Source organism: Pseudonocardia kunmingensis, assembly GCF_006716445.1.
GTDB lineage: Bacteria > Actinomycetota > Actinomycetes > Mycobacteriales > Pseudonocardiaceae > Pseudonocardia > Pseudonocardia kunmingensis.
Map to the genome: position 1 here is coordinate 118,278 of NZ_VFPA01000005.1, position 12,367 is coordinate 130,644.

13 protein-coding genes are annotated in these 12,367 nt (G+C 74.1%); 5 read left to right on the top strand and 8 right to left on the bottom strand.

What is annotated here, in order from left to right:
* Nucleotides 1–115: 115 nt before the first annotated feature.
* Nucleotides 116–1,021 carry a RecB family exonuclease gene (locus FB558_RS34110; protein WP_142060843.1) on the bottom strand — a complete coding sequence of 302 codons (906 nt, stop codon included), beginning with the start codon at nucleotides 1,019–1,021 and terminating at the stop codon, nucleotides 116–118.
* Between the two features lie 90 nt (nucleotides 1,022–1,111).
* On the opposite strand from FB558_RS34110, the gene FB558_RS34115 reads away from it, so the two are divergent.
* Complete coding sequence (locus tag FB558_RS34115) at nucleotides 1,112–1,615, top strand: hypothetical protein (RefSeq protein ID WP_142060845.1); 504 nt, start codon at nucleotides 1,112–1,114, stop codon at nucleotides 1,613–1,615.
* Nucleotides 1,612–2,400, top strand: a complete 789-nt coding sequence (locus FB558_RS34120) for a thioesterase family protein (protein ID WP_142060847.1) — start codon at nucleotides 1,612–1,614, stop codon at nucleotides 2,398–2,400. The genes FB558_RS34115 and FB558_RS34120 overlap by 4 nt, the downstream gene beginning before the upstream one ends.
* 7 nt (nucleotides 2,401–2,407) lie before the next feature.
* On the opposite strand, the gene hisG is transcribed toward FB558_RS34120, so the two are convergent.
* The 4 genes from hisG to metH all read right to left on the bottom strand — a co-directional run bounded on the left by hisG (nucleotide 2,408) and on the right by metH (nucleotide 8,009).
* Nucleotides 2,408–3,310, bottom strand: a complete 903-nt coding sequence (hisG, locus tag FB558_RS34125; RefSeq protein WP_142060849.1) for an ATP phosphoribosyltransferase — start codon at nucleotides 3,308–3,310, stop codon at nucleotides 2,408–2,410.
* A 14-nt stretch (nucleotides 3,311–3,324) separates the two neighbouring features.
* Nucleotides 3,325–3,588, bottom strand: a complete 264-nt coding sequence (locus FB558_RS34130; protein ID WP_142060851.1) for a phosphoribosyl-ATP diphosphatase — start codon at nucleotides 3,586–3,588, stop codon at nucleotides 3,325–3,327.
* Between the two features lie 163 nt (nucleotides 3,589–3,751).
* Nucleotides 3,752–4,456 (bottom strand): HAD family hydrolase, encoded by a 705-nt coding sequence (locus FB558_RS34135; protein WP_142060853.1) that lies wholly within the window; start codon nucleotides 4,454–4,456, stop codon nucleotides 3,752–3,754.
* Nucleotides 4,446–8,009 (bottom strand): methionine synthase, encoded by a 3,564-nt coding sequence (gene metH, locus FB558_RS34140; RefSeq protein ID WP_142060855.1) that lies wholly within the window; start codon nucleotides 8,007–8,009, stop codon nucleotides 4,446–4,448. Before metH ends, FB558_RS34135 begins: the two co-directional genes overlap by 11 nt.
* 67 nt (nucleotides 8,010–8,076) lie before the next feature.
* Here metH and FB558_RS34145 point away from each other — a divergent pair, with 67 nt between their 5' ends.
* Together FB558_RS34145 and FB558_RS34150 are read left to right on the top strand one after the other, a co-directional pair.
* Entirely contained in the window at nucleotides 8,077–8,964 is an 888-nt protein-coding gene (locus FB558_RS34145) for a PAC2 family protein (protein WP_142060857.1), read from the top strand.
* Between the two features lie 23 nt (nucleotides 8,965–8,987).
* Nucleotides 8,988–10,133, top strand: coding sequence for an MFS transporter (locus FB558_RS34150; protein ID WP_211367085.1), 1,146 nt, complete (start codon nucleotides 8,988–8,990; stop codon nucleotides 10,131–10,133).
* Here the strand turns inward: FB558_RS34150 and FB558_RS34155 are convergent.
* Both FB558_RS34155 and FB558_RS34160 read right to left on the bottom strand, forming a co-directional pair.
* Entirely contained in the window at nucleotides 10,097–10,498 is a 402-nt protein-coding gene (locus FB558_RS34155; protein WP_142060861.1) for a pilus assembly protein CpaE, read from the bottom strand. The two genes, FB558_RS34150 and FB558_RS34155, sit on opposite strands and share 37 nt — an antisense overlap.
* A 13-nt stretch (nucleotides 10,499–10,511) precedes the next feature.
* Complete coding sequence (locus tag FB558_RS34160) at nucleotides 10,512–10,868, bottom strand: DUF2237 family protein (RefSeq protein ID WP_142060863.1); 357 nt, start codon at nucleotides 10,866–10,868, stop codon at nucleotides 10,512–10,514.
* A gap of 35 nt (nucleotides 10,869–10,903) precedes the next feature.
* Between FB558_RS34160 and FB558_RS43580 the strand changes: the two genes are divergently transcribed.
* The gene (locus FB558_RS43580; RefSeq protein ID WP_170231684.1) at nucleotides 10,904–11,068 is read left to right on the top strand and encodes a hypothetical protein; all 165 of its coding nucleotides are present in this window, start codon (nucleotides 10,904–10,906) and stop codon (nucleotides 11,066–11,068) included.
* Nucleotides 11,069–11,115: 47 nt separating this feature from the next.
* On the opposite strand, the gene mshC is transcribed toward FB558_RS43580, so the two are convergent.
* A complete protein-coding gene (mshC, locus tag FB558_RS34165; protein WP_142060865.1) occupies nucleotides 11,116–12,363 on the bottom strand; it encodes a cysteine--1-D-myo-inosityl 2-amino-2-deoxy-alpha-D-glucopyranoside ligase in 1,248 nt (415 codons plus the stop codon).
* Nucleotides 12,364–12,367: the final 4 nt, after the last annotated feature.

Below are 12,367 nucleotides of genomic sequence, written 5' to 3' on the forward strand. Positions count from 1 at the left end.
CGCTGTCGGTGGTGGCGGTGGATCGGGGCTCGGACACGGGGCGCAACGCTAACGCCTCCCCCGGCCGGGCTCCGCTGCAGGCTCCCACCCCGACGAACGGCACTTTCGTCGGAACCTAACCGACGAAAGTGCCGTTCGTCAGAAGCGCGGTGGGCGCGATCTCCTCCTCGGCCGGCCAGCCCGGGTAGGCGGGCGGGGTGCCGCCCCAGGCCGGGCAGAGGGCCTTGTGGCTGCACCACTCGCACATGCGGGTGCGGTTGGCGCGGAAGTCGCCGTTCTCCCCCGCTGTGCGGATGGCCGACCAGATCGCCTCCAGCGTGCGCTCGAAGCGGCGCAGCTCGGCCTCGTCGGGCTCGTAGGTGAGCGACTCGCCGTCGGCCAGGTAGAGCAGGCGCAGCTGGGTGGGGACGACGCCGCGCAGCTGCAGCAGCGCCAGCGCGTAGAACTTCATCTGGAACAGCGCCTTGACCTCGGCGAACTCGCGGGGCGCGGCGCCGGTCTTGTAGTCGACCACCCGCACCTGGCCCGTGGCCGCGACGTCGAGCCGGTCGACGTAGCCGCGCAGCAGCAGGCCCGACGCGAGCTCGGTCTCGACGAGCAGCTCGCGGGCCGCGGGCTCGAGCCGCCGGGGGTCCTCCATCCGGAAGTAGACCTCGAGCAGGGCGTCGGCGGACTCCAACCACCGGGGCAGCTCGGGGTCCTCGGGGCCGTCGAACAGCTGGCCCACCAGCTCGGGCAGCTCCGCGCAGAGCTCCTCCCACGCGGGCCGGACGAGCCGGCGCGCGGCCTCGGGCGAGCGCTGAGGGGCCGGCAGGTCGTAGAGGCGCTCGAGCACGGTGTGGACGAGGGTGCCGCGGATCTGGGACCGGGAGGGCAGCTCCGGCAGCCGGTCGATGGCCCGGAAGCGGTAGAGCAGCGGGCACTGCTTGAAATCGCCCGCCCGCGACGGCGACAGCGCCGGACGTCGCCGCGGGGCCACCTCGCCTGCGGTGCTGGTGGCGGCGCCCGCACTGTCGGTCACGCTCCGCAGGGTAGGCGAGGCCACCGACACTCCCCGCGACACTCCCGGGCGGCGCCACTGCTCCGAACGGGTTGCTCTACCTTGACACGCGTGAAGACGCTCCCCGCCGCAGTCGCCGGCGCGCTGGCCGCAGCGCTGGTCGCCCTCACCGCGTGCGGCAACCCGGTGGCCGGCACGCCCGCCCCCCAGCCGGGGCCACCCCCGCCGTCGGTGGTCGCGCCGGACCCGGCGGCGGACCAGCAGGCCGTCGAGGCGGTCTTCCGCGACTACTACGAGGCGCTGCTGGCCCGCGACTTCGCCACGGCGTGCGAGTTCAACGCCCCGGAGACCACCCAGCAGCTGCTGGCGAACCTCCAGTCGCGCGGGATCACCGCCGACACCTGCGAGGAGGCGCTCACCGCCGTCTACGCGATCCCCGGCGCCGCCGAGACCGTGGACGGGATCGTGCAGGGCGCCCAGGTGCAGGGGGTGGTCGTCACCGGCGACACCGCCAGCATCACCTGGTCGGCCGAGGTCAACGGCGCCCGCAACACCGTCACCAGCCAGCTCCGCCGCGTGGACGGGCAGTGGCGTCTGGTCGACACCGGCGCATGACCCTCGAGCCCTTCTACCGCCCCCTCGACGGCCCGGACGGCGCGCGGTTCCACGCCACCTCCTCGACGACCGGGCCGTGGTTCGCCGACGCCCAGCACGTCGGCCCGCCCTCCGCGCTGCTGGCGCGTGCGCTGGAACGGCTTCCGGGACGGCCCGGCGCGCAGCTCGCCCGGCTCACCGTCGAGGTGCTCGGGCCGGTGCCGGCCGGCGAGGTGCGGGTCAGCGCCTCGGTGGAGCGGCCGGGGCGCGCGATCGAGCTGCTCGCGGCGGAGATGACCGCGGGCGGGCGGGCGGTCCTGCGGGCGCGGGCGTGGCGCCTGACGAGCGGCGACACCGCCGCGGTCGCACTCGGCACGGCGGAGCCGCTGGCGCCGCCGTCGCAGGGCGTGCTGCACGAGCGGCCCGAGGGCTGGCTGCCCGGTTTCCTCGACGCGCTGGAGTGGCGCTGGCTCTCGGGCGGGCTCGACGACCCGGGTCCGAGCACCGCATGGCTGCGCCAGCGCGTGCCCCTCGTCGAGGGCGAGGACCCGACCCCCACCCAGCGCCTCGCGGTGGCGGCGGACTGCGCCAACGGCGTCGCCGCCCCGCTGGACGTGCGCGAGTGGCTCTTCGTGAACACCGAGCTGACCGTCCACCTGCACCGCGCCCCGGTGGGCGAGTGGATGGGCGTGCGCGCGGCGACGGTGGTGGGTCCGACGGGCCTCGGCACGGTGTCCGGACAGCTGCACGACGCGCAAGGCCACACCGGCCACAGCACCCAGGCCCTGATCGTGCGTCCCCGCTGATCCCGCCCTACGGGTGGATGCCGCTGCCGTCCACCGCGCGGCAGGAGCGGATCTCCGAGGTCAGGATCGCGCGCACGCCGAGCGCCGCGAGGTCGTCCATCACCTTGTTCGCCACGGTGCGGCGCACCATCGAGCGGACGGCCGACCAGTCGGGGTCCGACAGCGGCGACACGGTGGGGGCCTGCATGCCCGGGGTGATGCGCTTGGCCTGCTCCAGCACGTTGTTGGGGCAGTCGTAGTCGAGCATCAGGTACTGCCGCGCGTAGACCACGCCCTGGATCCGCGCGCTGAACACCTGCTTGGCCGCCTTGACCTCGACGGTCTCCGGCCGGTCCGGGCGCGGCTCGCGCTCGATGAGGGTGGCCTGGGACTCGGCGATCGCGTCGCCGAAGGCCACGAGGCCGTGCTGGCGCAGGGTGCGGCCGGAGGACACGACGTCGGCGATCGCGTCGGCCAGCCCCAGCTGCACCGAGATCTCGACGGCGCCGTCGAGCTTGATGATGTCGGCGCGGACGCGGTTGCGGGCCAGGTGGGCGCGGACCAGGCGCGGGTAGGACGTGGCGATCTTCTTGCTCTCGAGGTGGGCGATGGTCCACTTCTCGCCCTCGTCGGTGAGCTCGGGTGCGGCGAAGCGGAACTTCGAGGCCCCGAAGCCCAGCTCGATGACCCGCTTGACCTGGCTGCCGGACTCGTCCATGAGGTCGGCGCCCGTGATGCCCAGGTGCAGGTCCCCGGAGCCGACGTAGGTGGCGATGTCCTTGGGCCGCAGGTAGAAGAACTCGATCTCGTTCTCCTCGTCCAGCATGCTGAGGTCGCGGGAGTCCGAGCGCTGCCGGTACCCCGCCTCCCGCATCATGGTGGCGGCGGGCTCGGCCAGCGTCCCCTTGTTCGGGAGTGCGACGCGCAGCATGGGGAACTCTCCTCTTACAGGTACTTGTAGACGTCGTCGAGCGTGATCTTGCGCCCGATCATGAGGACCTGGATCCGGTACAGCAGCTGGGAGATCTCCTCGGCCAGCGCGTCGTCGGCCTCGTGCTCGGCGGCCAGCCAGACCTCGCCCGCCTCCTCGAGCACCTTCTTGCCCTGCGCGTGGACGCCGGCGTCGAGCGCGGCAACCGTGCCGGAACCCTCCGGCCGGCGGGCGGCGCGCTCGGTGAGCTCGGCGAACAGCCCGTCGAAGGTCTTCACCTCGACCCCTCCTCTCCTCATCAGTGTCATCCGCCCTCGCGCGGGACGCGAACCGGCGCGGTGGTACTGCTGCGCCCGGTCCTCGCGCTGCGGCGGGTGGCGCAACCAGCCTTCCAGCACGTCCCGTGATCCCGCCGAGCGGACCCCCGGACGGGCCGAGTGGTCACGCCGCGCGCTCGCTCCGTGCCTGCGCGTAGCCGGCACGGAGGTCGTCGGGGGTCAGCCCGGCGAGGGAGGCGCGCTGGATGCGCCGCGGACCGGCGGGCACCGGCACCTCGCACGGCACCACGAGCACGGCGGCACCGGCCCGCTCGGCCGCTGCGGTGCCGGTGGGCGAGTCCTCGATCGCGAGGCACTGCTCCGGGGCCACGCCCAGCAGCTCGGCGGCGCGCAGGTAGGGGTCGGGCTCCGGCTTGCCGTGCGGCACCTCGTCCCCGCACACCGTCACCGTGAAGTGCTCGCGCCCGATGCTCTCCAGCGCCTGCTCGGTGAGCGAGCGCAGGGTGTTGGTGACCAGGGCGGTGGGCCACCCGGCGGCGCGCACGGTGCGCAGCGCCTCGAGCGCGCCGGGACGCCACTCCAGCCCGGCGGCGAACAGCTCGCCGGTGCGCTCGGTCAGCCAGCGCTCGGCGGTCGCCAGCCGGTCGGCCTCGTGCGGGAGCCCCAGGTCGTCGAACATGATGCCCAGGCTGCGGGGCATGTTCGACCCGACCATGTCCTCGCGCGCGCGGGCGCTCAGCTCCCCGCCGAGGCGGCGGGCGGTCTCGGCGAGCGAGACCGTCCAGACCTTCTCGGAGTCGACCAGCGTGCCGTCCATGTCCCACAGGACGGCGGCGGGACCGCTGCCGGGACCATCGCTAGCCAGCATTGAAGTACTTCGCCTCCGGGTGGTGGGCCACGAGCGCGTCGGTCGACTGCTCGGGGTGCAGCTGCAGTTCCTCGGACAGCTCCACGCCGATCCGGCCGGGCTCCAGCAACTCCACGATCTTGGCGCGGTCCTCGAGGTCGGGGCAGGCGCCGTAGCCGAGCGAGTAGCGGGCGCCCCGGTAGCCGAGCTTGAAGAACTCCTCGACGTCGTCGGGGTCCTCCGCGGCCACCGCGGGTCCGGACGGGAACACCAGCTCCTCGCGGACGCGCCGGTGCCAGTACTCGGCCAGCGCCTCGGTCAGCTGGACGCCCAGGCCGTGCACCTCCAGGTAGTCCCGGTACGCGTCCTGGGCGAACAGCGCGTTCGCGAACTCGGCGATCGGCTGCCCCATCGTCACCAGGTGCAGCGGCAGCACGTCGACCACACCCTCGGCGACGGCGCGCTCGCGGGGCCGCCAGAAGTCGGCCAGGCACAGGTGCCGGTCGCGGCGCTGGCGCGGGAAGGTGAAGCGGAAGCGCTCGGGGGCGTCCGGGGCGGGCTCGGTCAGCACGACCAGCGAGTCACCCTCGGCGACGGCCGGGAAGTACCCGTAGACGACGGCGGCGTGCGCGAGCACCCCCTCCGTCGACAGGCGTTCCAGCCAGTACCGCAGCCGGGGCCTGCCCTCGGTCTCGACGAGCTCCTCGTACGACGGGCCCGACCCGCCCTTCGCGCCGCGCAGCCCCCACTGGCCCAGGAACAGCGCGCGCTCGTCGACCATCCCGGAGTACTCGGCCAGCGCCACGCCCTTCACCACGCGGGTGCCCCAGAACGGCGGGGCCGGGATCGGGTTGTCGAGCGCGACGTCCGAGCGGGCGGGCAGCGGCCCGGCCGCCTCGGCCTCGGCCGCCTTGCGCTTGGCCGCGATGCGCTTCGACCGCTCGTGGCGGGCCTTGCGCTCGGCCTGCTTCGCCTCCTCCTCGGGGTCGACGGCGGGCGCGAGACCGCGGGCCCTGGCCATCGTGGCGTCCATCAGCCGCAGGCCCTCGAACGCGTCGCGGGCGTAGTCGACCCGGCCCTCGTAGACCTCGGAGAGGTCGTTCTCCACGTAGGAGCGGGTGAGCGCGGCGCCGCCGAGCAGCACGGGCAACTCCTTCGCCACCCCGCGCCCGTTCATCTCCTGCAGGTTCTCCTTCATCACCACCGTGGACTTCACCAGCAGCCCGGACATGCCCACGGCGTCGGCCCGGTGCTCCTGCGCGGCGGACAGGATCGTGGAGATCGGCTGCTTGATGCCGAGGTTGACGACCGTGTAGCCGTTGTTGGTGAGGATGATGTCGACGAGGTTCTTGCCGATGTCGTGGACGTCGCCCTTGACGGTGGCGAGCACGATCGTGCCCTTGCCCTGGTCGTCCTCGGCCTTCTCCATGTGCGGCTCGAGGAAGGCCACGGCCGCCTTCATCACCTCGGCGCTGGCCAGCACGAACGGCAGCTGCATCTGCCCGGAGCCGAAGAGCTCCCCGACGGTCTTCATGCCCGCGAGCAGGGTGTCGTTGATGATCTCCAGGGCCGGTCGGGACTCCAGCGCCGCCAGGAGGTCGGCCTCCAGGCCCTCGCGCTCACCGTCGACGATGCGCCGCTCGAGGCGCTCGAACAGCGGCAGCCCGGCCAGCTCCTCGGCGCGGCCGGCGCGGGCGGAGGTAGCCGACACCCCTTCGAACAGCTCCATGAACTTGTTCAGCGGGTCGTAGTCGGGGCGGCGCCGGTCGTAGACCAGGTCGAGCGCGACCGAGCGCTGCTCGTCGGGGATCTTCGACATCGGCAGGATCTTCGCGGCGGAGACGATCGCGGTGTCCAGGCCGGCGTTCACGCACTCGTGCAGGAACACCGAGTTGAGCACTTGGCGCGCCGCGGCGTTGAGGCCGAACGAGACGTTCGAGACGCCGAGGGTGGTCTGCACATCGGGGTAGCGGCGCTTGAGCTCGCGGATCGCCTCGATGGTCTCCAGCGCGTCGCGCCGGACCTCCTCCTGCCCGGTGGTGATCGGGAAGGTCAGCGTGTCGACGACGATGTCCTCGACGTGCATCCCGTGGTTCGTGGTCAGGTCGCGGATGAGCCGGTCGGCCACCCGCACCTTCCACTCCGCGGTGCGGGCCTGGCCCTCCTCGTCGATGCACAGCGCGACGACCGCGCAGCCGTGCTCGCGGACCAGCTCCATCGCGCGCTGGAACCGCGAGCCGGGCCCGTCGCCGTCCTCGTAGTTGACCGAGTTGATGATCGAACGACCGCCCAGTCGCTCCAGGCCCGCCTTGAGCACGTCGGGCTCGGTGGAGTCGAGCATCACCGGCAGCGTGGACGCGGTGGCCAGCCGCCCGGCCAGCTCGGCCATGTCGGCGACGCCGTCGCGGCCCACGTAGTCGACGCACAGGTCGATCAGGTGCGCGCCCTCGCGCGTCTGGTCGCGGGCGATCCCGACGCAGGCCTCCCAGTCCCGGGCCAGCATCGCCTCGCGGAACTTCTTGGACCCGTTGGCGTTGGTGCGCTCGCCGACCATGAGCACGGAGGTGTCCTGCCGGAACGGCACCGCGGCGTACAGCGAGGCGACGCCGGGCTCGGGCCGCGGCGTGCGCTCGGCGGGCGTGACGTCGCGGACGGCGTCGGCGACGGCGCTGATGTGGGCGGGCGTGGTGCCGCAGCACCCCCCGACGAGACGCAGCCCGTAGTCGCGCACGAACGCGGAGAGCGCCTCGGCCAGCTCGTCGGGCGTGAGCGGGTACTCCGCGCCCGTCGGGCCCAGCTGCGGGAGCCCGGCGTTGGGCATGACCGACAGCGGGATGCGCGCGTGCTTGGACAGCGTGCGCAGGTGCTCGCTCATCTCGGCCGGGCCGGTGGCGCAGTTCAACCCGATCAGGTCGACGCCCAGCGGCTCGATCGCCGCGAGCGCGGCGCCGATCTCGCTGCCCAGCAGCATCGTGCCGGTGGTCTCCACGGTGACCTGGGTGACCAGCGGGATGCGCCGGCCCTCGGCCGCCATCGCCCGCTGCATCCCGTGCACCGCCGCCTTCACCTGCAGCAGGTCCTGGCAGGTCTCGACGACGAACGCGTCGGCGCCCCCGGCGAGCAGCCCGCGCCCGCACTCGGTGTAGGCGTCGCGGAGGCGGGCGAAGGACTCGTGGCCCAGCGTCGGCAGCTTGGTGCCCGGTCCGACCGAGCCCAGCACGAAGCGCGGGCGGTCGGCGGTGGCGAGCTCGTCGGCCACCTCGCGGGCCAGCCGCGCGCCTTTCTCGGCCAGCTCCCGGATCCGCCCGGCGATGTCGTACTCGGCGAGGTTGGGCAGGTTCGCCCCGAACGTGTTCGTCTCCACCGCGTCGGCGCCCGCCTCGAAGTAGGCGCGGTGGATGTGGCGGACGACGTCCGGGCGGGTGTCGTTGAGGATCTCGTTGCAGCCTTCGAGGCCGGCGAAGTCGTCCAGGGTGAGGTCGGCGCCCTGCAGCATGGTGCCCATCGCGCCGTCGGCGAGCACCACGCGCCGGTCGAGCGTGTCGAGGAACGTCGAGTCGAGATCGGACCGCACGTGCCCACGGTAGTCGTCCACGGGGGACGGCCCGGTCGGGGAGCGCGGTGGGCCGTAGGCTGGACCGATGACCGATCGCGACCCGGACACCGGAGCGTCGGGCGACCAGCCGCGTCTCGTCGAGCCGGTGATGATCGCCGCCTTCGAAGGGTGGAACGACGCCGGGGAGGCCGCCAGCACCGCGCTGGAGCACCTCGAGCTCAGCTGGGACGCCACACCGCTGGCCTCGATCGACCCCGAGGAGTACTACGACTTCCAGGTCACGCGCCCGCACGTCCGGCTCGCCGACGGCGTCACGCGCAAGATCGAGTGGCAGACCACGCGGCTGTCCGTGGCCACCCTGCCCGGCACGGAGCGGCACGTCGTGCTGGTCAACGGCATCGAGCCCAACCTGCGCTGGCGGGCGTTCTGCCGGGAGCTGCTGGGCCACGTCGACAAGCTGGGCGTGACCAAGGTCATCACCCTCGGTGCGCTGCTGACCGACACGCCGCACACGCGGCCCACCCCGGTGAGCGGCATCTCCTACGACAAGTCCTCCGCGGGCGCGCTGCGCGTCGAGCCGTCGAGCTACCAGGGGCCGACGGGGATCGTCGGGGTGTTCCAGAACGCGTGCGTCGAGGCCGGGGTGCCCGCGGTGTCGTTCTGGGCGGCCGTGCCGCACTACGTCTCGCAGGCGCGCGTGCCCAAGGCGGCCGTCGCACTGCTGCACCGGGTGGAGGAGCTGCTCGACGTCGAGGTGCCGCTCGGCGGGCTGCCCGAGCAGGCCGAGGAGTGGGAGCGCACGGTCTCGGAGATGGCCGAGGCCGACGACGAGGTGCGCGAGTACGTGCGCCAGCTCGAGGAGCAGGCCGAGGCCGAGGCCGACGACGAGCTGCCCGAGGCTGACGGCGACGCGATCGCCGCCGACTTCGAGCGCTACCTGCGCCGCCGCGGCACGGGCGGCTCGGGCAACTGAACCGCGGTCCCCGGCCGGGGGCGCTGGCCCGGGGCGGGCTCTACGCGGGGGCGTTCCTCGGCCCGTTCGGCGGTGGGATCACCGTGGCGATGCTCCCCGAGCTGGGGGCCGCGTACGGGGTGTCGCCCGGCACCGCGTCGCTCTCGCTCACGGCCTACCTGTTCCCGTTCGCCGCGGTGATGCTGTTCTCCGGCACCCTGGGCGAACGGTGGGGCCGGCGGCGCACGGTGGTCACCGCCTACGGGGCGTACGTGCTCGCCTCGGTGGCCTGCATCCTCGCGACCGCGTTCCCGGTGTTCCTCGCCGCCCGCGCCCTGCAGGGGGCGGCCAACGCGTTCACCACCCCGCTGCTGCTGTCCGCGCTCGCCGCCGCCGTGCCGGCGCAGCGGCTGGGGCGGGCGCTGGGCTGGTTCGGGTCGCTGCAGGCGGCCGGTCAGACCTCGGCGCCGCTGCTGGGCGGGTTCGCCGCCGAGGTCGACTGGCGGCTCGCCTTCGGCGGTGTCGCCGTCGTGGCCGCCCTGCTGCTCGTGCTCGGCATCCCCTCCGAGACCCGCCCCGACGCCGTCCGCCCGGGGCTGGGCGACGCGCTGCGGGCGGCGCTGCGGCCCGAGGTCCTGCGGGCCGGCGTGGCCGCGGCGCTGGGCTGGGGCTGCCTCGCGGGCCTGAGCTTCCTCGTCGCGCTGCGCCTGGAGGAGGAGTTCGGCGTCGGCGCGGGCCCGCGCGGGCTGCTGCTGACCGGCCTCGGCGTGGCGGGCCTGCTCACCGCCCGCCTCGTCGGCGGCGGCGTCGACCGGGTCGGCGCGCGCCGCAGCGTCCTGCTCGGGGCCGGGCTGGGCGCCGTCGTGGTGGTGGCGGTGGGCGTGCTCCCCGCCGTCTGGCCGGTCGCGCTCGCCTGGGCCGTCGGCGGCGTCGCCACCCAGCTGGTGCTCGTGGGCGTCAACGCGATGGTCCTGGGGACGCCCGGGGAGAACCGGGGCGGGGCGGTGTCGGTGGTGCAGGCCGTGCGGTTCGGCGGCGGCGCCCTGAGCCCGGTGGCGATCACCCCGATCTACCACGCCGACCCGCTCGCCGGCTTCCTCGTGCCGGCGGCGTTGCTGGCGGTGGCGGTGCCCGCGGCGCTCGCGCGGGGCGGTCAGGACCCCAGCACCGACAGCAGCGCCCGGGCGTAGGCGCGTTCGGCGTCGACGTCCACGTGGCGCTCCTCGGTGCCGTCGGGCGCGGCGAGCACCACCGCGAGACCGTCACCGATCGGCTCCAGCCGGCGGAACCGCGCCCCGAGCGCCTCGCGCAGCTGGCCCTCCCGCGGCAGCCACACCACCGACTCCTGCGGCACGCTGTCCAGCGCCCACTCGGTGGTGCCGTTGAAGCGGATCAGCGGCCCGGTCGGTGCCTGGTGGACGTCGATGGTCAGCTCGCTCACCACGAACACGTCGGCGTCCATCTCGCGGCCCGGGATGACGAACCGGTCACCGGAGGTCGGGTGCCACTCGAGGCCGGCCGCGCGCAGCCGCAGGGCGAGCTCGACGGTGATCAATCCGCACCCCCGGTCATGCGGAGTGCCGGCGCAGGTCGGCCAGGTCCACCCAGTCCAGGGTGCGGGCGTGCGTCGCCTCCAGCACCACCGGCGGCGCCACGCCGGCGGCGAGCGCCTCGGCCCAGCGGTCGGCGCACAGGCACCACCGGTCGCCCGGCACCAGCCCGGCGAACCCGTGCTCGGGCCGGGGCGTGGACAGGTCGTTGCCGCGCTCGGCGCTGAACGCCAGGAACTCCGCCGTGACCTGGGCGCAGACGGTGTGCACGCCGGCGTCGTCGGCGCCGGTGTCGCAGCAGCCCGTGCGGTAGAAGCCGGTCATCGGGTCGGTGCCGCAGGTCGCCAGCTCACCGCCCAGCACGTTGTGCGCCATGTGCCCCACCCAACCAGAACGGGTAGGCCCACCGCATGACCGAGCCGCAGCAGCCCGAGCCCGAGGCCCCGCGACCGCCGGGGACGCCGGACCTGGACCTCGACGTGCCGGTCGGTGGCGACGGCGACGACCGGCCGGGCAACGAACCCGCGGACGAGGACGTGCAGCGCGACGCCGGCACGATGGAGCCGCCCGACTGACGGAGATCGCGTCGCGATCACCACCACGGGCGAGGCGACGACGCGGATCAGGAGCGCGCCAGGTCGATCCCGAGCAGGGCGTCGACCGCGTCGCGCGCCCGGGCGGGAGCAGCGGAGTCGCGGCCCCGGCGCTCCAGCGCCTCCGCGGCCCACGCGTCCACGGCGGCCAGCGCGCCCGGCGTGTCCAGGTCGTCGGCGAGGTGGGTGCGCAGCCGTTCGACCAGGTCGTCGGCGGGGGGCGCGGCGTCGAGCGCCACGGCGGCGCGCCACCGGGTCAGCCGCTCCTGCGCGGTGGCCAGCAGGTCGGCGGTCCAGGCGCGGTCGGTGCGGTAGTGCCCCGCCAGCAGCGCGAGCCGCACGGCGGCCATGTCCACGCCGTCGGCGCGCAGCTTGGAGACGAACACCAGGTTGCCGCGCGACTTCGACATCTTCTCGCCGTCGAGCCCGATCATCCCGGTGTGCACGTAGTGGCGGGCGAACGGGTGCACGCCGGTGTGGGCCTCCGCGTGCGCGGCCCCGAACTCGTGGTGCGGGAAGACCAGGTCCGAGCCGCCGCCGTTGAGGTCGATCTGGGTGCCGAGCCGGTTGAGCGCGATCGCGGTGCACTCGACGTGCCAGCCGGGGCGCCCCGGACCCAGGTCGGACTCCCACGACGGCTCGCCCTCGCGGGCGGTGCGCCACAGCAGCGCGTCGTTGGGGTGGCGCTTGCCGGGGCGGTCCGGGTCGCCGCCGCGCTCCCGGGACAGGGCGGTCATCGTGGCCTCGTCGTAGTTCGACTCGTACCCGAAGTGGCCGCTCGCGGTCGAGTCGAAGTAGACGTCGGGGTGCGCCGGGTCGTCCACGCGGTAGGCGGCGCCCTCGGCGAGGAGCTTGCCCACCAGCTCGGCGATCTCCCCCATCGCCTCGACGGCGCCGACGAACTGCCGCGGCGCCAGCACCCGCAGCGCCTCCATGTCCTCGCGGAACAGGGCGGTCTCGCGCATTCCCAGTACGACCCAGTCGTCCTGGTCGCGGGCCGCGCGCTCGAGCAGCGGGTCGTCGATGTCGGTGACGTTCTGCACGTAGTGCACGTCGTGGCCGAGGTCGCGCCACAGGCGGTTCACCAGGTCGAACGCGAGGTAGGTGGCCGCGTGGCCGAGGTGGGTGGCGTCGTAGGGGGTGATGCCGCAGACGTACATCGTGGCCACCGGCCCGGGAGCCGTCGGGCGGATCCGGTGGGTGGCGGTGTCGTGCAGGCGCAGCGGCGGACCGCCGCCCTCCAGCCGCGGGACGTCGACGGATGCCCAGGTCTGCATACCC

Coding starts and splice junctions, on each gene's coding strand:
- hisG (WP_142060849.1), bottom strand. CDS start 3,310: ATGCTGCGCGTCGCACTCCCGAACAAGGGGACGCTGGCCGAGCCCGCC.
- FB558_RS34135 (WP_142060853.1), bottom strand. CDS start 4,456: ATGCTGGCTAGCGATGGTCCCGGCAGCGGTCCCGCCGCCGTCCTGTGG.
- FB558_RS43580 (WP_170231684.1), top strand. CDS start 10,904: ATGACCGAGCCGCAGCAGCCCGAGCCCGAGGCCCCGCGACCGCCGGGG.
- mshC (WP_142060865.1), bottom strand. CDS start 12,363: ATGCAGACCTGGGCATCCGTCGACGTCCCGCGGCTGGAGGGCGGCGGT.
- FB558_RS34160 (WP_142060863.1), bottom strand. CDS start 10,868: ATGGCGCACAACGTGCTGGGCGGTGAGCTGGCGACCTGCGGCACCGAC.
- FB558_RS34120 (WP_142060847.1), top strand. CDS start 1,612: ATGACCCTCGAGCCCTTCTACCGCCCCCTCGACGGCCCGGACGGCGCG.
- FB558_RS34145 (WP_142060857.1), top strand. CDS start 8,077: ATGACCGATCGCGACCCGGACACCGGAGCGTCGGGCGACCAGCCGCGT.